The sequence below is a fragment of the Kribbella yunnanensis genome (assembly GCF_039529655.1).
Classification (GTDB): domain Bacteria; phylum Actinomycetota; class Actinomycetes; order Propionibacteriales; family Kribbellaceae; genus Kribbella; species Kribbella yunnanensis.
Genome location: NZ_BAAANF010000027.1, coordinates 16,022 through 38,973, shown reverse-complemented (window position 1 = coordinate 38,973; position 22,952 = coordinate 16,022). Strand labels below are relative to the sequence as shown.

Below are 22,952 nucleotides of genomic sequence, written 5' to 3'. Positions count from 1 at the left end.
GTCTCAGGGAATCAGAACGGGAAAATGAACCAGTAGAAGGTGGCTGAGGCCGAAGCTCCGGCGCTGTCGGTGACCTTGACGGTCGGTCGGTAGGTGACTGCTGTGGTGGGGGAGCCGCTGATGAGGCCCGTGGACGAGTTGATGCTCAGGCCGGCCGGCAACCCGGTGGCCGAGAACGTGTAGCTCCCCGATCCGCCGCCGGCCGCCATCTGCAGGCTGACCGCCTCACCCTTCTTCGAGGTCACGTGATTCGGGTTGACGAGCGTGAGAGTGCCGGTACTGCCACCAGTGACGGTCAGCTTGTACGTCGCCTGCTGGCTGGCCGTGCCCTTCGTGCCGGTCACCGTCACGGTGTAGTCGCCGGCCGGGGTGGAGGCCGACGTACTGATGGTGAGCTGCGACGAACCGCCGACGTTCACCTTGGCCGGGCTGAAGCTCGCTGTAGCGCCGCTGGGCAGTCCGCTCGCCGAGAAGCTGATGTCACCGGTCGGCTCCGGACCGGTCTGACCCAGCTGCTCGAGCAGTTCGGTCTTGTACGTCGACACCCGGGCGTAGACCGAGTACCAGTTGCAGGCGTTGTCCATCCAGGAGAAGACTCCGACGATCGTGGTGCCGACCAGGAACGGTCCGCCCGAGTCGCCGGGGCAGGTCCCCATGCGGCCGTCGGAGAAGCCGGTGCAGAGCATCAGGGCCGGCTTGTACGTACCGGTGTACCGCTCGTTGCAGCCGCTGTCGGGCGCGACCGGGATGGTTGCCTTGCGCAACACCTCGCTGTAGGTGTTCTGGGCGGTCTTGCCCCAGCCGAGCACCAGGCCGTTCGTGCCGACCGACTCCTTGCTCGTGTCGGTGGCGATGGTCGGATACGTCATCCCGGCCGGTACCGGGACATCGCGATCGAGCTGGACGACGGCGACGTCGTACCCGCCCTGGTAGTTGACGTGCTTGGGATGCACCCATTGGGACTTGATCTCGGCGACGAAACCGGAGTCGTTGAGGTTGGTCGCGCCGTACACGAACCACTTGCGCCCTGGCTTCTCCACCAGGCAGTGCGCGGCGAGCAGTACCGTGTGCGGTCCCATCAACGAGGCGCTGCAGGACTGCTGCCCCGGGAACGACGAGCCCTCGCGCCGCATCGAGATCATGAACGGGTACTCGGCGACAGTGGTCGGCCGGCCGCCGACGACCGCGGGACCGGCGCCCCCACCGGTGCGCCCTCCGGTGACCGGTCCCGCGGCCGTCCTCGCGGCGGTCTTGATGGTGGCCGAGACCGACTTGCCGGCCAGGACCGAACCGGACGCCGGATCGGCCGTCACGGTGAAGTCACCCGTGGGTGGGGTCGTCGGACCGTTCGGGATGTACAGCAGCCTGTTCGGGGTGCCGGAGCGGATGTTGGTCATCCTGCCGGTGGTCGCGTTGTCGAGCACCCAGGACTTGAGCTGGGCCGGCGACGCGCTCGGCTGCTCGGCCAGTCGCAGGGCCAGGGCTCCTGCGACGTGCGGCGCGGCCATCGACGTACCGGACAGGTTCCCGTACGACGAGTTGGACGAGTTGACGGACGAGTTGATGTTCGAACCGGGCGCGAACAGATCGGTGCACGGCCCGTCGTTCGAATCACCCGCCCGCGAGTCCGAACTGGTGGCGTTGGCGGTGCGGACACCGGTGTCGACGCGGCCACCAGGACCGTAGTCGCACGCGTTGCCGCCGTTGTTGCCGGTGATGAGCGCCCACTGCACGCCGGAGGTGGCAATCGCGCTCTTGATCGCGTCGACGCCGATCGCCGGGTTGTCGGCGTACACGCTGAGGTTGACGACGGCCGGCTTCTTCGCGTTGTTCGCGATCCACTCGGCCGCCGCGACGATGTCGGTGTCCTGGCCGCTGGACTGGCAGTTGAGGATGCGGACCGCCCACAGCGTGGCCTTCTTCGCCACCCCGCGGGTCTTGCCGGCGGCGATCCCGGACACGTGCGTGCCATGGCTCTTCGCGGTGTCGCAGTCCTCACCGTTGGTCGGCGGTTCGACGAAGTCGGCGCCGAACTTGGCCCGGCCCTCGAACTCCTGGTGGGCGTAGCGGATGCCGGTGTCGACGATGTAGATGTTCACCCCGGCCCCGTCCTTGGGGTAGGTGTACTTCTTGTCCAGTGGGAGGTTCCGCTGGTCGATGCGGTCCAGGCCCCAGTTCGGCGGGTTGTCCTGGGTGTTCGCGGCGTGGGCAGTGCCGGACTGGACGACGGAGGCGACGGTGGGGTCGGCGGCCAGCCGCCGGGCCTGCTGGTCGCTGAGGTTCTTCACGACGAAGCCCTGCATGACGGTGCTGAACACCTCGGTGACGTTGCCGCCGTACCGGTCGGCGAGCGTCGAGGCCGCGCTGCCGATTGTTGCCCGGTCCTGCTGCTTGAGCGACGCGTTCTTCAGCTTGACCAAGTAGAGACCGGCCACCGGCTGACGCGCTGACGTGTCGACGACACCTTTCGGTTCGGCCGCTGATGCGTGCGGCATCAGTAAGGCAGTGGCCACTGCGGCGGCCAACAGGGGTACCGCTCTACGCAGAGAGCGCATTGCTACCTCCTTGGGGCGGGAATTCCGTAGGAGGACGGTAGCGACGCTATTTGCGGTCGGTTCGAATGCTGTTCCGCACTTTTGAATTCGCTGCGTTCGTGCTGGTCAGAGCGCTGTTCTGTTCACAGTTTTACGCGCATTCACCAGGCCCAGCGGACGCCGACCGTGCCCGGACGGACCTCCGGTACGGCGAATGACGTCGTACCGGCCTCGCTCAGGTGGAGGTTCGCCGTGTGCGAGCGATCGGAGCGGCGCACCCAGGCGGGTTGCCGGCCGAGGAACCGCAGTTGCAGGGTGTAGAGGCCGCCCGGGCGGGTGAAGTGGCGATAGAAGTTGTCCATCGGCTGACTGACCGGGAGCTTGAGCTCGTACTCGATGATCGCGTGTTCGCCGGTCTCGAGCGGCCGGTCGAAGAGGAACTCGGCGACGAACTGGCGGTTCTCCAGATCGCACCGAACCCGGCCGCGGCGGCCGAACGTCACGCCGGCCAGCTCGGGAACGAGGTTCTGCGGGTCGTCCATCTCGTGGTAGACCATGCAGCGGTCGACCCGTTCGGCGCGGGCCTCGGCGACGAGCCGGACGCGCTGCCGGCGGATTCCGGCGTCCTCGTTGACGACGAGCAGGTCGCTGGTGTCGAGGAACGCGAGCTGGCCGTCGGGCGGGGCGTTGAGGGCCTTGAGAAGCGGCTCGGAGGACGGCCAGAGCTTCCAGCGATCCAGTGTTCCGGGCGGGTGATCGATCCAGCGGCCGCGCGGGCGGCGGGCACCGAGCAGCGCCCGCAGGGACGAGGCGGGCAGGTCCAGGATCTCCTCGATCCGGGCCACGGCCTCGAGCGACTCGCCTCGCTCGGGCCGGCTGCGGCCACGCCGCCAGTACGACAGCGTCGTACGGCTGACTGTGACGCCCTTGGCGTCCAGCCGTAGCCGCAGGTCTTCCAGTGACATGTTGGCGGCGGCGATGGCCGAGTCGAGCGCGGACTCGAACGGGCCGGTGCGCAAGAGCCGGGTCAGCTCTCGGTTGGCTTGCCGCATCGCCGCCTCCTTACCGCCCTGGTCAGCTGATCGCGTCGGCCTTCTTGTTGCGGTCGACCGACGACCAGCCGTCGTCGTTGAACAGTTCGGCCGACTGCCGCGGGCCGAAGAAGACCCCCTTCGCCTGCTGATCGCCTGCCAGCCAGTAGCGGAACCAGGCCGTCTCGACCCCGATCAAACGCTTGCGGGTGTCACCGGGGAAGAAGTGGTCCGAGCCCTTCAGTTCGGCGAAGAACGCCGGGTAGGTCGTCGCCCACGCGTACCGGCCGCGGACGTACGGCGAGGGCACAATGTAGTCGAGCTGTCCGGCGATGAACAGGCTCGGTCCCTTCATCGCCGGGACCGATCCCTGCGGACCGGGCTGGATCGGCGAGCTGGCCTTGACCATCGCGTCGGAGGCGGCCGCAATGGTGCCACCGCCGCCCTGCGAGTGGCCGGCCGCGCCGATGTTCGCGGTGTCGATCTTGCCCTGGAAGATGCTGCCGGAGCGGCCGTTCTCGGCGATCAGGAACGTGCCGCCGGCGAGCATCTCCTTGCCGGATCCGGATTGGCCGGTGTTCGCGGCGGCGACGACGAAGCCCCACGACGCCCAGTGCTTCAGGGCCTCGTCGTACTGGCTGACCGTGGCGCCGGTGCCGTTGCCCCACAGGATGACGGGGTGCTTGGCGGTGTCCGAGGCGAGGTCGGACGGGTAGTAGAGCGTGTGGTCGGGGCCGCCGGTGACCTTGGTGACCTGGTGCGGGCCCGGCTGCTCGTAGTACCGGGTCGCGGTGACGGTGGGGGAGGGCGTCGTGGCGGTCCAGGCAGGCTGGACGGCGACCAGGCCGACCACTGCTGCGGCGAGGACGGCTTTCACGACGAGGGATAATCTTCGCACTCGAAGACACCTTTCGGAATCGGGGCGGGGTCGATGATGATTCTTCCGGGTGATGTCGTTCGAGCGCTTCAGGTCCGGAGGTAAAGATTTCCGAGTGCTTTTGTGCGCGGTCACAAAAGGCCGGCTATTTGTTGCGGCGGCGCTTCGCCAGGCGGGCGAATGTGCGGAGCGAACCGCCGCGAGCCGGGAGTCGGCCGGCTGTTGCGTCCGCGAGCAGGGCGTCGACGGTCTCTTTGGCGCAGGTCCGGTTGGCGCCGATCCCACCGGACGGGCCGCGCTTGATCCAGCCGACCACATAGGTGCCCGGCCGGTCGGTGACGCGACCGGCCTCGTTCGGTACGACGGCGGTGTCCTCGTCGAACGGGAGGCCCGGGATCGCCGTACCGCGGTAGCCGACCGAGCGGATGAACAGTTCGGTGCCGAGCTCGACACCCTCGGTGATGCGGACGGCGCGGACCCGGTCGTCCCCGATGAGCTCGGCCGCCGAGGCGTAGAACCGGAGCACGATGCGCCGACCCGGCTTGGGGATGGATGCCCAGTCGATGGTCTCGAAGGCGGCGTCGCGCAGTGCGGCGGCCTTGGTGCCGGCTGGTTCGGTGATGGCGGCGCGGATGCGCGGGTCGTGGTCGTCGACGACCAGTTCGAATCCGGGGAGGTGCTTGAGCTCCAGGAGTTCAGGGATGCTGTACGACGCTTCGGCCGGGCCGCGGCGGGCGAGGATGACGATCTCGCGGTTGGTGTGTTCGGCGAGGGCAGAGAGCGCTCTCTGGGAGATCTCGGTGTTCTGGAGGGCCGCCGGATCTGACGCCAGGATGCGCGCGACGTCGAGAGCGACGTTCCCGGAGCCCGCGATCACGACGCGCCCGGCGGGGAGATCGAAGGTCGCTGACTCGGGGTGGCCGTTGTACCAGCGGACCAGTTCGCGGGCGGCGATGCTGCCGGGGAGGTCCTCGCCGGGGATGCCGAGGCGGCGGTCGTCGGCGCTGCCGACGGCGTAGATGACTGCGTTGTGATGAGCGAGCAGCTCGTCGTGGGTGATGGCACTGCCGACGTCGACACCGAGCATCGTGCGGGTCCGCGGGTGGTCGTGGAACCGCGTGAAGCGGTCGGCGATTCGCCGGGTCGCCAGATGGTCGGGAGCGACGCCGTACCGGAGGAGGCCGCCGGCCTGGGGCAGACGGTCGATCAGAGTGACCTCGGCGTCGGTATGCAGCAGGAGGTCCTCGGCCGCGTACATCCCGGCCGGGCCGGTGCCGACGATTGCCACCCGCAACGGGATACGGGCCGAAGGCAACGGTCGTTTCGGGGCGGGTGGTTCCCACGGGTGGAAGTTCGGGGACGGATCGGCGGGCGCGGGGATGTCGTCGAAGTACGCCGCGTTGATGGCGGCGTACTGCTGCAGGTGACCGGTGAGGGTCTCGATCGGGTGGATCGCGTCCGCGGGGCACGCATCGGCGCAGGCGCCGCAGGAGATGCAGGTGTCCGGGTCGACGTACAGCATGTCGGTGCTGCCGAACGCGCGTTCTTGTGGCGTGGGGTGGATGCAGTTGACCGGGCAGACCGACACACAGCTCGCATCGCTGCAGCAGGACTGCGTGATCGCGTAGGGCATCGGTGGGTCAGATCAGGTGCGCGCGGCGGTAGATGGCGACGGCCGGGCGAGTCAGCAGGCCGACCGAGGAGAGGAACTCCATCAGCCCGGCGCAGCTCGAGCGCAGCATCGACTTGTAGTGCTCGTTGTCCCGGGCTTCGCGCAGAGAGCGCTCTACGTCGAGGCCGGCGGCGGCGTAAGCGTCGGCGTTCACCATGCTGGTGATGATGAAGTACGCCGCGGCAGCGACGATCACGCTGCTCTTCAACCGCCGGAGCTTGCCGGAGCCCGCGAGCTGCTCGCGCACTTCCTCGCGGGCGAACTTCATGTGCCGTGACTCCTCGACGACGTGGATGTTGCTGATCGTCCGCACGAACGGAAGGATGCGCTCATCGCGCATCCAGTCCCGCTGCATGACGTCGGTGACCTCCTCGGCGACCAGGATCGCTGCGTACGCGGTCTCGGCCGAGGCGAGTGTCTTGAAGGCGCGACCGAGCTCGATCACGTGGCGGCGCGGCCGGTACGGCGGAGCTTCGAGCTTGGCGGCACCGCGGGCGAACATGATCGAGTGCCGGCACTCGTCGGCGATCTCGGTCAGTGCCCACTGGAAGTCTGGATCGGTCGGGTCCTTGGCATAGAAGTCGCGCAGCATCATCTGCTGCAGGATCATCTCGAACCAGATCCCGGTACTCGCGACCGACGCCGCCTCCTGCCGAGTGAGCGCTCTCTGGCGTTCTTCGCCCATCTCATGCCAGTACGCCGTCCCGTACAGCGTGCTCCACTCGGGAGTCAGACCGTGCAGCCCGGTGTCGAGCGGTGTGTCCCAGTCGACCTCGACGAGTGGGTCGTACGACACTGCGTCCGCCGAGCGCAGGAGTTGTGCGGTGACGCGCTGGTCGGTGCCGGGGTCCGTCGCAGTCATGGTCATCTCCGTTCGCTGGGATATGCCATCTCTGATGTTACATCGCCAATGGCGGATGTCCAGTGAGGTGCGAAGGGCGAGAACGGCTACCGTGGGTGAGTGGGCAAGCGTTGGTGGATCGTCGTCGCTGGTGTGCTCGTGGTCGGGGTCTGGAGTGCACGGGACAACGAGGAACCGCAGGCGGCGCCGGAGAAGGTCGTCTCGACGAAGCCCACGCCCAAGCCGACGAAATCCACCCAGCTGCCACCGGCTGAGCGGTCGGTGGGGAACTGGTACGACGACTACGATCCGGCGCACTTCGCCGTACAGGTCCGGAAGTCGGCCAAGAAGGCCGGCGTGAACCCGCAGCTCCTGATGGCGATCCTCTACAACGAGGACTACAAACCGCACACCCCGGAGCTCGAGCGATCCTGGCAGCGCATCAAGCCGGACGCCTCCTTCGGCATCGCGAACATGCACCGCGCCGCCTTCAACGAAACCAAACGCGGCCGCTTCGCCAAGCGCCAATGGGAAGAGCTCCCCGACCATCCCGACCTAGCCATCGAAGCCGCCGCCTACCACCTCCACGACCTCACCAACCGCCTCCCGGCGAAGCGCTCATCCGACCTCACCAAGGACGAACTAGTTGCCCTCGGCTACAACGCCGGCGCGGGCAACATGCGAGCCTTCGCCCGCGGCGCCCGTCCCGGCGCGCAAGCCCAGTCCTACCTCAACAACCTCCACGAGAACTGGGAGAAGTCCGCAACCGCTCTCAAGTAGTAGGGAGGAGTTGGGTGGGGTCGCCGGGGCGGGTGAGGGTGAGCAGGGCTCGCTGGATTTCGGGGCGGGCGTTGAGGGCGTCTTCGATGGTGTTGAGGCGGGCGGCGACGTCGGATTCGGGGGCGTCGCCGGTGAGGTCGACGGCGGCGACGAGGAAGATGCGGTCGGCGCCTACCCATTCCATGTGCAGGAAGCTGACGGCTTCGATCTCGTCGTGTTCGAGGAGGGCGTGCAGGGCTCGGTCGTGGGCGGCGGGGCTGACGGTTTCGCCGGTGAGGAAGTCCATATTGCGGCTGATCAGGAAGAGGGCGACGAAGCCGAGCAGGAGGCCGACGACGATCGAGCCGATCGCGTCCCAGGCGGCGTTGCCGGTGAGTTGGTGCAGGGCGATGCCGGCCGCGGCGACGACGATGCCGATCAGGGCGACGAGGTCTTCGACGAAGACCGCGCGCAGGATCGGGTTCGAGGTGGCCTTGACGTAGTGCAGGGGGCGGATGTGGCGCAGGGAGGCGGCTGACCGGGTCTGCCGGAGAGCCTGCAGGAACGAGATGCTTTCGAGGACGAATGAGATGCCGAGTACGGCGTACGCCCAGGTGTACGACGCTTCTTCGGGTTCGCCGCTGCGGAGGGCCTGGATGCCGTGCCAGACCGAGACCGCGGCGCCGACGGCGAACAGGCCGAAGGCGGCGAACATGGACCAGATGTAGCCGACGCGGCCGTAGCCGAGGGGGTGGCTGGCGTCGGCGGGTTTGGCGGCTCGGCGTTCGCCGATCAGCAGGAACACCTCGTTGCCGGCGTCGGCCCAGGAGTGGGCGGCTTCGGCGACCATCGACGCGGAGGCGGTGATGACGGCGACGACGCTCTTGGCGAGGGCGATCAGGATGTTCGCGGTCAGGGCGACGACGACGGTGAGAAGGCTCTCGCTGCCGTTCGCCTCGGGGCTGTCTGCCTGCGTGCTGCTCACGGGTCGACAGTAGACCGGACACGCCGCGCGACCCGGCCCGACTCGGCGGCAGTTCCTAGACTCGGGAGTGCCGTTGGAGTCCCGGGAGGCGCCGATGACCGCTGAACCACGTCTCTCGGACGATCGCTCCGAGGTGGCGCGCATCTTGTTCGAGCTCGCCGTACCGGGGTTGCTGCAGAACGCCGCGACCACGGTCGCAGAGCAACGGATCGAGTACCGCGAGGAAGCGGTTGCTCGCGTTCTCGGCGGCCAACTGAGTGCGGCGCAACTCGAGTACGTGACCAAGGCGATGTCCCCGTGCCCGCCGTACCTGGTCACCTCGGCGGCGCAGCGGATCACCTGGCGCGACAGCCGGGGGATCGTGAACGTCGCCCACACGGGACCGCTCGGCGCGGTCGTCCCGGTGGTCGCGCGCGAGGCGACGCTCGAACTGTGGGCGCGGCTGGAGAACGACGCTGAGCTGGAGCGCCGTACGGCGGAACTCCCGGAGAGCGCGATCAAGTTGCTAGCGGCAACCACCACCGATCGGACTCCGACCGAGATCTTCCGGACCGGCGTGGACGCGGCCGCGCGGACGCTCGTCCAGCACGCGTTCCTGGTGGCGCAGACGCCGTACGGCGACGCCGCGGAGCTGGCCCGTGGACTCGGAGAGAGCGGTATCTTCGACGCGGTCGCGACGACCTGGTACTGGGGATTGCAAGCGTCGACCTACCGCCGCGGGATGATCCCGGCCTCGCTCGTCACGTTCGCCGGCCGGGTGCGCTACTCCGTCGACACCGTGGTCGCACTCCGCGCGATGAAGGACGCGCAGCTGGCGCACGCGCAGGACGACAGCCTCGAACCGTTGCCGAGCGGCGCGCAGTACAGCCAGCTCGCCCCCGGACAGCGACCGCGCTGCCTCGCCCGCAACCCCCAGGTGTACGACGAGGGCCGGACGAGCGTGCTCGCGCTGGTCGCCGACACCTTCGTGGAGACGTTCGTGCGGCTGCTCGACCACATCGAGGTCGTCCCGGCCGTCGTCGACCATGCCAAGCCGGTGCCCGACACGGAAGCCGAAGTGTTCGAGGTGCCGGACATGACCTGCAGTCATTGCACGCGGACGATCACCAAGGTGCTCGGTGAACTCGGGGTCGCGCCGCCGGAGTTCGACCTGATCACCAAGAAGGTGGTCGCGGTGTTCCCGTCCGCCGAGATCCGCGAGCGCGGGTTCGACGCAATCCGGGCGCGGGGCTACACCGTCGTACCGAGGCAGGACTAGATGCCAAGGCCGGTTAGTTAGGCGGTTCGGGGTCGGGTCAAGCACGGTCCAGTACGGCGACCTCAGCGAGCCCTACTACCACCCAGAACCGGCGAGCAGGCCCCGTGTTCCACCGCCCCCGGCCGGGGTTCTCCCCAAACCGGTTCGGGGTGGATCCGGGCCGCATTCGGGCGGTGAATCCTCCCCAGACCACCCTAGCGACCGCGCCCATCCTCCCCAAACCGGTTCAGGGAATCGTGATTGCGCCAGGCCCACGTCGCCACCACCCACCGCGCCTCGAGCCGGTACGACGTCGTGCACGGCTCAACCACGTACGCGGCCGAACAGTGGCTGGCGGGTGCTCAAGGTGACCGCCGACCCGCGATCCCGGGCCCCCTGGGAGGTCTGGCCCGTTAGTCGGAAGAAAATCGTCGCGGGGACCCGAATTTTTACCGGCTAACGCAAGAACTCGAGCGTCACGCACCTCAGCCACAGCCCGCCAGCCCAAGGCGACGTGGAGCCGCGGTCGCCGGCCTCGCCATCCGGCTCAGCCGTCCGCTCGGCTCGCCCTCTGGGTTTTGTCGGCCGTCTTTGGTGGTCGAGTCGGGGGTGCGGGCCGAAAGGTTCTCGGCCGGGGACGTGCGCTGTGGCTGATCACCGCTCCCGGCCGACCTGAAAGACAGCGTGGCTGGGCGCCGCGGTGGCTGGGCTGGATGGCGGGGTCCGGTGACCGCGGTTTCACGCTGCCCTTGGGTGACCGGGCTTCGGCTGACGCGCGGAAAAGAAGACTCGGGTTGCCGGGGCTCGGTTGCCGTCCGGGAAGACTCGTGGTGCCGGGCTTGGTTGCCGTGCGGGATGGAGCCGGGTTGGCAGTGGTCCCGCCTCCGGCCCCGATGCATCTCGTGGGTTCCCCCATGAGGTTGTGGGTTCTGCACCCGCATGCGAGTACAGAACCCACAAGCGGATGGGTGAACCCAGCAGATGGGGCCCCAAGCCGATTAGTTGAGGCAGTTCAGGCGACGCCAGCCGCCGCTCCACTCCCCAAACCGGTTCGGGGAGCGCCAGCGCACTGCCTGTGGCGATCCGGGGAGGATCCCCCCCGAATACGGCCGATATCCACCCCACACCAGTTCGACACCGGCCGGCATCCTCCCCAAACCGGTTTGGGGAGGATCCACCACCACGCTGCACGCGACCGGGGAGTGCTACCTGCCGATTCGGTGGTGTGCCGATTCGGTGGGGTAGCGCTCCCCAGCGGGGTCGCGACACCGCGACGCCGCGACACCGCCTCGAACCGCGTAACTAGTCGGCTTTGGACTAGACGCTGCGTAGCACCGAGACGACGATGCCGAGGATGGCCGCGTTGTCGCCGTCGATGACCTCGAAGGCGGGGTTGCGCGGTTCGAGGAAGACGTGGCCGTTGCGGCGCTTGTAGACCTTCACCGTCGCCTCTTCGTCGATCATCGCCGCGACGATCTGACCGGAGTGCGCCTCGTGCTGCTGGCGGACCACGACGATGTCGCCATCACAGATCGCGGCATCGATCATCGACTCACCACGCACCCGGAGACCGAAGACATTGCCTCGACCGGTCAGCTCGCGGGGGAGTTGCATGACGTCGTCCACGTGCTCGATCGCGGAGATCGGCGTACCGGCGGCGATGTCACCGACGACCGGCACCGGCACGTTCGAGCCGTTGTCTTCGCGGCTCACCGACTCGGGCAGGAACGTCCGTACGTCGATCGGCCGGGAGACCGAGGGGCTGCGGCGCAGGAAGCCTTTGTCCTCGAGGCTGGTCAGGTGCTTGGAGACCGAGGACGACGAGCGCAGGCCGACCGCGTCACCGATCTGCCGGCTGCTCGGCGAGTACCCGTGCCGCTGCACCCAGTCCCGGATCACCACCAGGATCCGTTGCTGACGCTCCGGCAGAGCGTTCGCGTCCAGGTCGCCGAACATATCCAGATCAGTCACCGCGAAATCCTAGGCCGTCTCACCCCGCCGATCGCCCACCGACCCACCCCTTGACTTGACCCTCCCAGCCGGAACAATTCTTCATGACAAAAGATCAGTACGGCGAAATGTTTCCATCGAGAGGGCGCCCTCCATGAACGATGTGTCACGACGGACCTTCCTGCAGCGAGCTGCGGTTGGCACCCTGCTCGCCACCGGCGGCAGCACGCTGCTGAGCGCGTGCGCGTCCGGCAGCGACGACAGCCCGTCGGGTGGCGGAGGTGGTGCGGAGAAGACCGCGACCAATCCCTTCGGAGTGAAGGCTGCGGATCCGCTCGATGTCGTGATCTTCAAGGGCGGGTACGGCGACGACTACGCCAAGGCGCACGAGGAGTTGTACAAGAAGAAGTACGCCGGTGTCGCGATCAAGCACACCGGGATCACCGACATCACCCCGCAGTTGCAGCCGCGGTTCAACGGCGGCAACCCGCCGGACGTGATCGACAACTCCGGCGCCCAGCTGCTGCCGATGTCGACGCTCGCCACGACCGGCCAGCTCAGCGACCTGACCGAGCTGTTCGACGCTCCGTCGATCGACGACCCGAACAAGAAGGTGCGCGACACCCTCGAACCGATCGCGCTCGAGGCCGCGCAGCTGGACGGCAAGCCGCAGGTGCTCGAGTACGTGCTGACTGTCTATGCGCTTTGGTACGACAAGAAGTTGTTCGCCGATCACGGGTGGGAGCCGGCCAAGACCTGGAGCGACTTCATCACGCTGTGCGGTGAGATCAAGAAGGCCGGGATCGCGCCGCTCACGCATCAGGGCAAGTTCGGCAACTACATCGGCGCGATCGTCCTCGACCTGGCGGTCAAGCACGGCGGGCACGACGTGATCAAGGCGATCGACGAGCTCCAGCCGGACGCGTGGAAGCATCCTTCGATCAAGCTCGGGGCGGAGGCGTTGCTGGAGCTCAAGGGCAAGGGCTTCATCATGCCGGGCACCGAGGGGCTCGATCACATCCAGTCGCAGACCGCCTGGAACCAGCGCAAGGCGGCGTTCATCCCGTCCGGTTCGTGGCTGGAGAACGAGCAGAAGCTGGTCGCGCCGAAGGACTTTCAGACGACCGCGACCTTCACGCCGCTGCTCGACGGCGCCAAGCTGCCGGTGGACTGCACGCACATCGCGGCCGGTGAGAACTTCATCGTTCCCGCGAAGGCGAAGAACAAGGCAGGCGGTCTGGAGTACCTGCGCGTCATGCTGTCCAAGGAGGCCGCCGGCAAGTTCACCGGGCTGACCGGTTCGCCGACGGTGGTGAAGGGTTCGACCGAGGGGATCACGTTGACCCCGGGTGCCGCGTCGTCCGCCGCGCTGATCACCTCCGGTGGCGCGAACAACTGGACGACGTACTTCGCGAGTTGGTACTCGACCATGGACCAGCCGTCCCGCAGCATCTACGCCGAGCTCGCGGCCGCCCGCATCACCGCGGACGAGTTCTGCAACCGGATGCAGAAGCTCGCCGACGACACCGCGAAGGACCCGAAGACCAAGAAACAAACCCGGAGTTGAGTGCCCGAAAGCTTCTTGCGGAGTAGTCCGCTCGGGCTGTCAGATGTAACGCATGACGGGATCGGGGGATCACCGGCTGGATCTGCACGTTCTGGGACCGGTGGGATTCAGGGTCGGGAACGAGTCGTTCGAGATCGCGCGGCGGATGGAGCGCACGCTCGCGGTGCGGCTCGCGCTGGCGCGTGGGCGGATCGTGCCCGATGAGGCGATCGCCCGCGACCTCTGGGGCGACGAGGAGCTCGAACCCGAGCGCATCGCCGAGCGACTCCGCGTCCTGTCCCACCGGCTCCGTCGTGCGTTAGGTGCACACAGTTCCGTCGTACGACGGGAGTCCGGCGGCTACGCGCTGGATTCGGCGCTGGCGGACGTGGACGCCGTGGATGAGGCGGTACCGCAGGCGGCCGCATTCCGTCGTACCGGCGAAACGAAGCGCGCGCTCACTGTGGTCACGGAGGCGTTGGCCGCGTGGCGGGGACCGGCCTTCGCCGATCTGCGGGACCTGCCGTTCATCGCGGTCGAGGCGACCAAGCTCGATGACCTGCACCGCGAACTGCTCGTGCAGCGGGTCGAGCTCGAACTGGATCTCGGCATCGACATCACCGCGGATGTGGAACGTCTCGTGATCGACCACCCGCTCGACGAACGCCTCACCGGCCTGGCCGTCATCGCGCTCTACCGCGCGGGTCGGCAGGCCGACGCGCTCGAACGCATCCAGCGCCTCCGCGCCCGCCTCGCCGACGAACTGGGCGTGGATCCCTCAGCGGCGACCACCGAACTGGAGCTGCAGCTGCTCCGGCAAGATCCGTTGCTGCAGGCCCCCGAAGCGCCTCGTCCGAGCCGCCTGCCCGACCTGATCTGGCTGACTCCACGCGATCACTTCGTCGGCCGCACCGACGACGTTCACACCCTGCTCGATGAGCTCGATCGACCGGGCCTCGTCACGATCGTCGGCGGCCCGGGTGCCGGCAAGACCGTGCTCGCCCGCGAAACAGCCATCGCTGTACGGCGCGCCAACCGGCCGATCGCCTGGTGCGATCTGGCTGCGTTGAGCAGCGACTCCGCGGTGGTGCCGGCCCTCGCGGCAGCCATCGGTATCGACCCTGGCGCTGGTGATCCACTGCCCGAATGCGCCGATCGTCTGGCCGGCGCGCTCCTCGTCCTGGACAACGCCGAACATGTCGTCGACGGTGTTGCCGAGGTGGTCAGATCGCTGCAGTGGAAGGCAGAACGGCTCTCGATCTTGGTCACCTCGCAACGGCCGCTGCGGCTCCGCGCCGAGCAGACCCACCAACTCGGGGCGCTCGATCCCGAGGCTGCGGCCGAGCTGTTTCGCGTCCGCTGCCGAGCCGAGGAACTGCTGCCGGGCGATGAGCGCGTCACCGCGATCTGTGCCGCCGTCGACCATCTTCCGCTGGGTATCGAGCTGGCCGCCGGTCTGGTCCGGACCCTCACGCTGGATCAGCTGGCCGCCCGCATCCACCAGCGGACCCGGCTCCTGGTGTCCGGCAATCGGGACTCGGGCGCCCGGCATTCGAGCCTGCGAGCCGCGATCGATTGGAGTCACGCGCTCCTCGATCCGCCGTCCCGGACGGTGCTCGATCGGCTCGCTGTCTTCGCTGGCGGCTGCACGTTGGAGGCGGCCGAACAGGTTGCTGGCGGCAACGGGATCCCCGCGACCGAGATCCCGGTGATCCTGGCCGACCTGCACGAGCGCTCGCTGCTCACGGTCACGATCGGCGAGGGCGGTCGCCGGTACCGGTTGCTGGAATCCATCCGCGACTACGCCCTCGACCGCCTCGGCCGCGACGAGGACGCCGTACGGCGGGAGCACGCGCGCTGGTGCGCCAACCTCGCCGGACGGACCGAGCGGTACGGCGGTGCCGACCATGCCGAACTGGATCGCGAACTCCGGTTGGAGGAAGCGAATCTCCGGGCCGCGATCGAATTCGCGCTGGAGAACGATCCGCCGCTGGTGCTCGACATCGTCACCCCGACCTGGTGGTACTGGTGGAGTCACGGCGCGATCGACACCGGCCGCGACTGGTTGCGGCGCGCGCTCGCGGCCGCCGATCCGGAGCCGACCGTCGAGCGCGCCACCTCGATCCGCGTCTCGGCGTCGCTGACCCGCAACAGCGGCCAGTACGGCGAGGCGCGGGTGCTCGGGGAACAGGCGCTGCAGATGTTCCGGGACCTCGGTGATGAGCGCGGGTACGGCGCCTCCCTGATCGGACTCGGGATCACCAGTCTCGCCGGCCGCGACTACGAGCAGTGCCTGAAACAGGCGACCGAGGCGGTGGAGATCTTCGCGGCCCTGGCCAATGAACGGTTGCGGGCGGCCGCGCAGAATCTGGTCGGTACTGCGCTCCGCGGACTCGGCCGGACCGCAGAGGCCGAAGCGGTGTTCCAGGAGGTGTGTGCGATCTGGCGGGCGCAGGAGGATCTGCGCGGGCTGGGAGCCACGCTCTGCAACCTAGCGCTGGTACGCCATCAAGTCGGCGACTATGCCGACGTACGCAGGCTTTCGTTGGAGGCGTTGCGGATCTATCGCGAGATCAACCTCACCGAAGGCGTGATCGACGCGGTCGACTTGATCGCCGGGGTCGAGTTGGCCGAAGGCCGTCCGGCGGACGCGCTGCGGCTGCTGACGATCGCCGGGGTGGAGCGGATCCGGATCGGTGCGCCGCAGATCATCCCCGACGAGCTGGACGCTCGCGAAGGCGCCGAGGTGGAAGCGCGCCGGCAGTTGGGGCTCGCGGCAACCGCCGTCGTGGCCGAAGCGCGCGCCGTACCGTTCGACGTGATTGCGCGGGAGCTTGCCACTTAGTGCAGCGGCGGCGTGGCGTCTTTCGATCGCCGATAGCATCCGGGCATCGAGTCGAGTGCCGGATGCTCTTCGACACTGGCATGCCGTCGCAGCTTGACTTGGGGGATCTGTCGTCAGTGAGGAGCTGTTGTGAGGTTGTTCAGACCTGGGGTGGTCACGCTTGCCCTTGGATTGATTGCAGGAGTGGCGGCCGCCGGCCCAGCCGCCGCGGAGGAGACCCGCACCGTCTCGTACCGCGGCTATCAGGTGACCGTCCCGTCCGACTGGGCAGTGGTGGACCTGGCCGCTGACCCGACCGCGTGTGTCCGGTTCGACCGGCCGGCGGTGTATCTCGGCCGCAGTACGGCGCAGGCGAACTGCCCAGCGGATGCCGCGGGCCGCAGTCACGGGCTGGTCCTCGAACCGCTCGTCACCGCGACACCGTCCACGCCGGGCTTGCTGCGCCGCGTCGTCCAGGACGCCGGCGTGCTGGCGACGGCGTACTACGAACCAGGTGCGGAGCGCGCCGCGGCCGACGTCCTCGGGACCGGGCGGGTCGTGACGAAGTCGCGTGTGGCTCAGGTCGCCCAGCCGGCCGCCGTCGCGCCGTCGATTGTTGCCACTGGCACCCTGAAGGGCGAGGCATTCGACGCCTGCGCCGCGCCGCCGCAGGCCACGATGGACGCCTGGAAGCCGGACTTCCAGGGCATCGGTATCTACATCAGCGGTGGCGTCCGGAGGTGTGATCAGCCGAACCTGACGCCGGACTGGGTGACCACGAACGCGGGCAAGGGCTGGCAGTTCCTGCTGATCGACGTCGGGCTGCAGGCGCCGTGCTCGACCTTCAGCGCCGAGAAGAAGATGTCCGCAGTCCCGGCGACAGCGCTCGTCCAGGGCAAGACCGCCGCGGCCAATGCGGTCGCGGCAGCGCAGGCGCTCGGGTTCGCGCCGCGCAGTTCGATCTACAGCGACATCGAGCACTACACCTCGACGGCCGCCTGTAAGGCCGCCGTACTGTCGTATGCGAGCGGCTGGACGCAGGAGCTGCACGCCCGTGGCTACCAGGGTGGCGTCTACGGCTCGGCCAGCTCGGTCGGCGCCGACTTCGCGAGCGCCTTCACGAGTACGGCGTACACGCGGCCGGACAACCTGTGGTTCGCGCACTGGGGCTCGACGCCGGTGGGGACCAGCAGGTTCGTCCCGGCGACTACGTGGACCAACCACGAGCGCGTCCACCAGTACGCCGGTGACGTCACCGAGACGCATGGCGGCGTCTCGATGAAGATCGACCGGAACTATGCCGACCTGACCGCGCCGCCGCCTCCGGTGACGAACTTCTCGGTCACGGGTGGTTCGTCCGCTGCGACGCTGCGCTGGACGAAGCCGGCCGGGATCACGCTCGGTCAGATCATGATCCGCACGGCCGTCGGCTCCACACCGCCGCCGCTGGTGACGTCGGGTACGTCGGTCTACAACGGGACCGCGAGTCTCTACACGATGACGCGCCTGGCGAACTCGGCCAGCTACGCGTTCCGTGCGTGGGTGAAGGACAGCACAGGCAAGGTCAGCCCGGGCGCCGACGTACTGCTGGTCGGGACGAAGGCCACCGCGACGGCGAGCGGGGCCTGGATCACGTACGGCGGTTCGGTCACCGTCTCGACGACCGTCACTCGGCTCGACGGTGGGCCGCTGAGTGGTGCTCCGATCGTGCTCTACGCGAAGGCGAAGAACGCGACGGCGTACACGGCGGTTGCCACGGTCACGTCGGATGCGAACGGTGTGGCGGCTTCGGTGCAGAAGCCGGGCGTCTCCACGCATTACCAGTGGGGTTACAACGGGGCTGCGGGCCTGCTCGGGACGCGGAGCGCGGTTGCGCTCGTTGAGGTTCGGCCCGGCATCTCGTCGTACCTGACTCCGGCTGCGATCAAGCTGGGTGCGTCGAGCAACTTCTACGGCTACCTCACGCCGCCGCACCAGGGCACGAAGGCCTACCTGCAGCGCAAGTCCGGGACGAGCTGGGCGGCGGCCGGCACGGGTGTGCTGTCTGCCAACGGCAAGTACTCGTTCGTCATCAATCCGACTGCGAAGGGCACCTACACCTATCGCGTTGTGTGGCTGGCGGATGCGGACCACCAGGGCACTCAGACGCCGTCGAAGGTACTGACGGTGAGCTGATGGCCTATCGCGAGCAGCGATTGCTTCGATCGGAAACAATCGCTGTTCGCGATCCGGATTGCGGTCTAGCGTGGTTCGCATGACGACAGAGAAGCTGTTCCAGGTCAACGGTGTGGAGCTGTGCGCGGAGACGTTCGGCGATCCGGCGGATCCGGCGGTGCTGCTGATCCACGGTGGGACGGCCTCGATGCTGTGGTGGGATGCCGCGTTCTGCACGAGGCTCGCGGGCTACGGCCGGTACGTGATCCGCTACGACCAGCGCGACACCGGCCGCTCGACCACCTATCCGGTCGGCGAGCCGCCGTACGCGATGAGCGACCTGGCCGCGGATGCGGTCGGTCTGCTGGATGCGCTGGGTGTTGCGCGCGCACATGTGGTCGCGCAGTCGATGTCGGGTGGGATCGGGCTGATCCTTGGGGTTGACCATGCACCTCGAGTCGCGTCGATGACCTTCGCGTCGACGTCACCCGGTGACGACGACCTGCCGTCGCCCTCGGGCGAGCTGCCACAGATCGGTACGCCGGACTGGGGCGACCCTTTAGACGTTGAGGAGTACGTCGTTCGGTCGATCGAGGCCGAGTCGGCGGGCGTGTTCGACGAGGAGGCCGCGAGAGCGCTGGTGCGGGCGGACATGGCGCGGGTGGCGAACTACGAGGCGGTGATGACGAACCACTACTCGATGAAGTTCGACGGGCCGCAGGGCGGTGGCTTCGGTGCGCTGACGATGCCGGTGCTGGTCGTGCACGGTGACTCCGACCCGTACTTCTCGGTCGCACATGGTGAGGCGATCCGGGACGCCGTACCGGACGGGAAGCTGGTCGTCGTTGCCGGTGCTGGTCACGGCATCCCCGAGCCCCTGTGGGATGAGTTCCTGGCGGCGCTCGCCAAGCACACGGAGCCGAGCTGATGCGCGCCGCGGTGTGGTTGCCGTTGTTCGACGAGCTCGCCGACCCGTTGGTGGTTGCGCGGCTGGGGGCGCTGGCCGAGGAGGCTGGCTGGGACGGACTGTTCGTGTGGGACCAGCTGTGGTGGCGGGAACCGATCCAGGCGGTCGCCGACCCGTGGATCACGCTCGCGGCGGTGGCATGCGCGACTGAGCGCCTGCGGATCGGGCCGATGGTGACACCGGTCGCTCGGCGGCGTCCGGTGAAGCTGGTGAAGGAGACGGCGACGCTGGATGTGCTGAGTCGTGGCCGGTTGACCTTGGGCGTCGGGCTCGGCAGTGATCGGTTCGCGGGGGAGTACTCGCGGACTGGTGAGAGCGTGGATGATCGGGTCCGCGCTGAGCAGCTGGACGAATCGCTGGCGATCCTTCAGGCCGGTTGGAGCGGCGACTCGGTGGTGCATCACGGGCGGCACTATCTGGTCGACGACGTACGGTTCCTCCCGCGGCCGGCGCAGGGGCAGGTGCCGATCTGGGTGGCGGGCTTCCCCGGCAACCTCAAACCGATCAAGCGCGCGGCGCAGTACGACGGCTTCTTCCCCGTCAACCTGTCGTCGCCGGACGAGCTGGCTGCGGCGACTGGTCGGCTGCGGGAGGTCTTCGCGCAGGCCGCGCTGCCGGAGGGATTCGACGTGGTGGTGGCGCTCGAACCGGAGATGGATCCGCAGGCGTTCGAGGCAGCCGGCGCGACCTGGGGACTGACCGACCTCGATCCGACGACGATGCAGCTGGCCGATGTGCGGGCGATGATCGCGGCCGGACCCCAGTGGTAGCTGCCTCATCCGGTCAGCCGGTCGACCAACGCAGCAAGGTGGGCGTCGGTCTGTTGGGGCGGGGGACTGGTGGAGGCGAGCAGCTCGAGGGCGTGCGTGTAGGACTCGACGTCGTCGCGCTTGTCCAGATAGAGCGCACTGGTCAGGTGCTCCAGATAGACGACGTCGGGCAGATCCCGCTGCGGGAACCGCAGCAGACTGAAGGCGCCGCCGGTCGCCGCGTGGCCGGGGCTGCCGATCGGGATGATCTGCAAAGTGACGTTGGGGCGGTGTACGGCGTCGCGCAGCGCGATCAGCTGATCGCGAAGGACCTCGGTGCCGCCGATCGGCCGACGTAGGACGGCCTCCTCGACCACGGCCCAGAGTTTGAGTGGTGGCTCGCGATCCAGCGCCCGCTGCCGCCGGGTCCGCAGGGCGACGACTCGCTCGATCTCGTCATCGCCACGAGTAACCCCGGTCAGCCGAGCAACCGCTCGCGCATACTCCGCAGTCTGCAGCAGGCCGGGAACGAACTGGATCTCGTACGTCCGAATCAACTCCGCGGCCGCCTCCAGCCCGAGGTAGGCGTCGAACCAGTCCGGCGTGACATCGCCGTACCGATGCCACCAGCCGCGACTGTTCGCCTCGCGGGCGAGCTCGAGCAGCCGATCACGCTCGCGGGCCTCAGTCACGCCGTACAGACTCAGGAGATCCTCGACGTCACGCTCCTTGAAGCCGACCCGGCCGAGCTCCAACCGGCTGATCTTCGACTCCGACGCCCGAATCGCCCAGCCGGCATCGGTCCTGCTCACTCCCGCCCGCTCACGCAGCCGCCGCAGATGACCACCAAGCATCATCCGCAAGGCCGTCGGCCCCACTACACCTTGCCCCGCCATGCGACCACTCTACAGTACTATCGAACATATGTTCTAGCGTAGGATTCCTGAGATGAAGCTTCTGCTCACCTCCGGTGGGGTGACGAACGACAGCATCCGCGAGGCGTTGGTCGAGCTGCTGGGCAAGCCGATCGCGGAGTGCCGGGCGCTCTGCATTCCGACGGCGCAGTGGGGGCATCCGATGTTGGGGCCTGCCTCGGTACGGCGCTTTGTTGCCGGTGAGGCTCCGTGGCACTCGATGACAAGCCTGGGGTGGGAGTCGTTGGGGGTCCTGGAGCTCACTGCGTTGCCCAGTATTGGCGAGGAGCGGTGGGTGCCGTGGGTTCGCGAGGCTGACGTGCTGCTGGTGGACGGGGGCGACGCGACGTACCTGCATCACTGGATGCGGGAGTCTGGGTTCGCCGATCTCATGTCGTCGCTATCGGAGACGGTGTGGGTCGGGCTCAGTGCCGGCAGCATGGTGATGACACCGCGGATCGGCGCCGACTTCGTCAGCTGGCCTGCCGCGGTGGACGACCGCACGCTCGGGGTCGTCGACTTCTCGATCTACCCGCACCTGGACCACGAGCAGATGCCCGGTAACACCATGGCCGATGCGGCGAGGTGGGCCGCTGGCATCGCAGGTCCGGCGTACGCGATCGACGACGAGACCGCCATCAAGGTGACCGACGGCATCGTCGAGGTGATCTCCGAGGGACACTGGAAGGTGTTCCCCGGATAGCTCACTGGAACGGGCGTACCTCAAGTTTGCGATCGCAGACCTTCGACGCCTCGGTGGCGAGCTGGAGAGCGGTGTCCAGGTCGGGGGCCTCCCACACCCAGACGCCGGCGAGGTACTCCTTCGATTCCACGAACGGCCCGTCGCTGATCAGGGCCTGCTCGCCGCGGTTGTCGATGACTCTGGCCGTGTCGGCGAGCCCGCCGGCGAACACCCAGTAGCCGTCGGCGATCAGCCGGTCGTTGAACTCGCTGATGGCAGGCATCCGGTCCGTGCTGCCGGGATTGTCCTTGTCGTCAATGACGGAAACCAGAAACTTCATCTGGCCATCCTAGTTTCGGCCAGGGTTGTCCAGTGGTCGACGTCGGCGGGGGTGAAGTGGCGGATGGCCCAGTCGGTCATCCGCAGACTCATGTGCGCCCAGAGCGGCCGGAGGATGTCCGGCGGAATCTCGTCGAGGGTCGCGTCGAGCCGCGCGACAACCGCCGGGTCGGCGTCGCCCCCGTGCAGACCGAAGCGAAGGGTGACGAGGTCGAGCCGGTGATCGCCGCGGCCGGCGCCATCCCAGTCGATGATGCCGGTCAGTTTGCCGTCGACCACGAGGAGGTTGCCGGGGTGGAAATCGACGTGTACGGCGTCGTCACCGCGAAGCGGGCCAGGGTGGTCTGCGCCGACGGCGGTGATCCAGTCGTCGAGTCGCGCCGTACGGCGGTCGTGCGCCCTCAACGGACCGTGCAGGCAGAAGCCGGGGCCGTCGAAGGTCAGGTAGAGGTTGAGACTCGGAACCGTCGAGTTGCCGGTGAGCAGGAGTCGCAGCTGTTCGTTGACCGCGAGAACCTGGTCCAGCAGGCTCTCGTCCAGTGCCGCGATAGGTGCTCCGGGCAACAATTCCTGCACGGTCGCGACCGCAGAGTCGAGTTGCACGGCCAGCTCCGTCCGCGGCACCGGCAACCCGGCCAGCCGCGCGGTCTCGGACACCGCGAGCGGACCCGCCTGAAAGTCCTCGAGCCGAGTACCAGGCCGCCACTTCAGAACCGACCGGCGCCCGTCGTCCCAGCGGACATACGCCGCGCCAACCTCGCCGCCCGAGCACAACCCTTCAACCTCAAGCCGTACGCCGCTCTGTTCCGCGACCTGCTCGACTACCGAACTCACATCGAGGCGGGCGACTCGGCTCCAGATCGAGGTCATGCTCCGACGCTAACCGATCGC

At 68.0% G+C, this 22,952-nt stretch carries 18 protein-coding genes; 8 read left to right on the top strand and 10 right to left on the bottom strand.

Annotated features, from left to right (window positions below):
• Nucleotides 1–11 precede the first annotated feature (11 nt).
• The 5 genes from ABD231_RS37725 to ABD231_RS37705 form a co-directional block, all read right to left on the bottom strand.
• A complete protein-coding gene (locus tag ABD231_RS37725; RefSeq protein ID WP_344163675.1) occupies nucleotides 12–2,555 on the bottom strand; it encodes a trypsin-like serine protease in 2,544 nt (847 codons plus the stop codon).
• 140 nt (nucleotides 2,556–2,695) lie between these two features.
• Entirely contained in the window at nucleotides 2,696–3,586 is an 891-nt protein-coding gene (locus ABD231_RS37720; protein WP_344163672.1) for a helix-turn-helix transcriptional regulator, read from the bottom strand.
• A gap of 22 nt (nucleotides 3,587–3,608) precedes the next feature.
• Nucleotides 3,609–4,463: an alpha/beta hydrolase family protein gene (locus tag ABD231_RS37715; protein WP_344163669.1), complete on the bottom strand. Its 855-nt coding sequence runs from the start codon at nucleotides 4,461–4,463 to the stop codon at nucleotides 3,609–3,611.
• 124 nt (nucleotides 4,464–4,587) lie between these two features.
• Complete coding sequence (locus ABD231_RS37710; RefSeq protein ID WP_344163666.1) at nucleotides 4,588–6,075, bottom strand: FAD-dependent oxidoreductase; 1,488 nt, start codon at nucleotides 6,073–6,075, stop codon at nucleotides 4,588–4,590.
• Between the two features lie 7 nt (nucleotides 6,076–6,082).
• Nucleotides 6,083–6,976, bottom strand: coding sequence for an AurF N-oxygenase family protein (locus ABD231_RS37705; protein ID WP_344163663.1), 894 nt, complete (start codon nucleotides 6,974–6,976; stop codon nucleotides 6,083–6,085).
• A 99-nt stretch (nucleotides 6,977–7,075) separates the two neighbouring features.
• On the opposite strand from ABD231_RS37705, the gene ABD231_RS37700 reads away from it, so the two are divergent.
• Entirely contained in the window at nucleotides 7,076–7,735 is a 660-nt protein-coding gene (locus ABD231_RS37700; protein ID WP_344163660.1) for a transglycosylase SLT domain-containing protein, read from the top strand.
• Here ABD231_RS37700 and ABD231_RS37695 read toward each other — a convergent pair.
• Nucleotides 7,728–8,699, bottom strand: a complete 972-nt coding sequence (locus ABD231_RS37695; protein WP_344163657.1) for a cation diffusion facilitator family transporter — start codon at nucleotides 8,697–8,699, stop codon at nucleotides 7,728–7,730. The genes ABD231_RS37700 and ABD231_RS37695 overlap by 8 nt on opposite strands.
• A 94-nt stretch (nucleotides 8,700–8,793) precedes the next feature.
• On the opposite strand from ABD231_RS37695, the gene ABD231_RS37690 reads away from it, so the two are divergent.
• Nucleotides 8,794–9,957: a heavy-metal-associated domain-containing protein gene (locus tag ABD231_RS37690; protein ID WP_344163654.1), complete on the top strand. Its 1,164-nt coding sequence runs from the start codon at nucleotides 8,794–8,796 to the stop codon at nucleotides 9,955–9,957.
• Between the two features lie 1,296 nt (nucleotides 9,958–11,253).
• Here the strand turns inward: ABD231_RS37690 and lexA are convergent.
• Nucleotides 11,254–11,907 carry a transcriptional repressor LexA gene (lexA, locus tag ABD231_RS37685; RefSeq protein WP_344163651.1) on the bottom strand — a complete coding sequence of 218 codons (654 nt, stop codon included), beginning with the start codon at nucleotides 11,905–11,907 and terminating at the stop codon, nucleotides 11,254–11,256.
• A 133-nt stretch (nucleotides 11,908–12,040) separates the two neighbouring features.
• Here lexA and ngcE point away from each other — a divergent pair, with 133 nt between their 5' ends.
• From ngcE to ABD231_RS37660, 5 genes are all read left to right on the top strand, one after another.
• Entirely contained in the window at nucleotides 12,041–13,453 is a 1,413-nt protein-coding gene (ngcE, locus tag ABD231_RS37680; RefSeq protein ID WP_344163648.1) for an N-acetylglucosamine/diacetylchitobiose ABC transporter substrate-binding protein, read from the top strand.
• 52 nt (nucleotides 13,454–13,505) lie between these two features.
• Complete coding sequence (locus ABD231_RS37675; RefSeq protein ID WP_344163645.1) at nucleotides 13,506–16,277, top strand: AfsR/SARP family transcriptional regulator; 2,772 nt, start codon at nucleotides 13,506–13,508, stop codon at nucleotides 16,275–16,277.
• Between the two features lie 129 nt (nucleotides 16,278–16,406).
• The gene (locus tag ABD231_RS37670) at nucleotides 16,407–18,431 is read left to right on the top strand and encodes a glycoside hydrolase domain-containing protein (protein ID WP_344163642.1); all 2,025 of its coding nucleotides are present in this window, start codon (nucleotides 16,407–16,409) and stop codon (nucleotides 18,429–18,431) included.
• Nucleotides 18,432–18,510: 79 nt separating this feature from the next.
• Complete coding sequence (locus tag ABD231_RS37665) at nucleotides 18,511–19,338, top strand: alpha/beta fold hydrolase (protein WP_344163639.1); 828 nt, start codon at nucleotides 18,511–18,513, stop codon at nucleotides 19,336–19,338.
• Entirely contained in the window at nucleotides 19,338–20,147 is an 810-nt protein-coding gene (locus ABD231_RS37660) for an LLM class flavin-dependent oxidoreductase (protein WP_344163636.1), read from the top strand. Before ABD231_RS37665 ends, ABD231_RS37660 begins: the two co-directional genes overlap by 1 nt.
• A gap of 5 nt (nucleotides 20,148–20,152) precedes the next feature.
• Here ABD231_RS37660 and ABD231_RS37655 read toward each other — a convergent pair whose 3' ends face one another.
• A complete protein-coding gene (locus tag ABD231_RS37655) occupies nucleotides 20,153–21,022 on the bottom strand; it encodes a helix-turn-helix domain-containing protein (RefSeq protein ID WP_344163633.1) in 870 nt (289 codons plus the stop codon).
• Nucleotides 21,023–21,074: 52 nt separating this feature from the next.
• Between ABD231_RS37655 and ABD231_RS37650 the strand changes: the two genes are divergently transcribed.
• The gene (locus tag ABD231_RS37650; RefSeq protein ID WP_344163630.1) at nucleotides 21,075–21,743 is read left to right on the top strand and encodes a Type 1 glutamine amidotransferase-like domain-containing protein; all 669 of its coding nucleotides are present in this window, start codon (nucleotides 21,075–21,077) and stop codon (nucleotides 21,741–21,743) included.
• 1 nt (nucleotide 21,744) lies between these two features.
• On the opposite strand, the gene ABD231_RS37645 is transcribed toward ABD231_RS37650, so the two are convergent.
• Entirely contained in the window at nucleotides 21,745–22,062 is a 318-nt protein-coding gene (locus ABD231_RS37645; protein WP_344163627.1) for a YciI family protein, read from the bottom strand.
• Nucleotides 22,059–22,931 carry a phosphotransferase gene (locus ABD231_RS37640; protein ID WP_344163624.1) on the bottom strand — a complete coding sequence of 291 codons (873 nt, stop codon included), beginning with the start codon at nucleotides 22,929–22,931 and terminating at the stop codon, nucleotides 22,059–22,061. The genes ABD231_RS37645 and ABD231_RS37640 overlap by 4 nt, the downstream gene beginning before the upstream one ends.
• Between the last annotated feature and the right edge of the window lie 21 nt (nucleotides 22,932–22,952).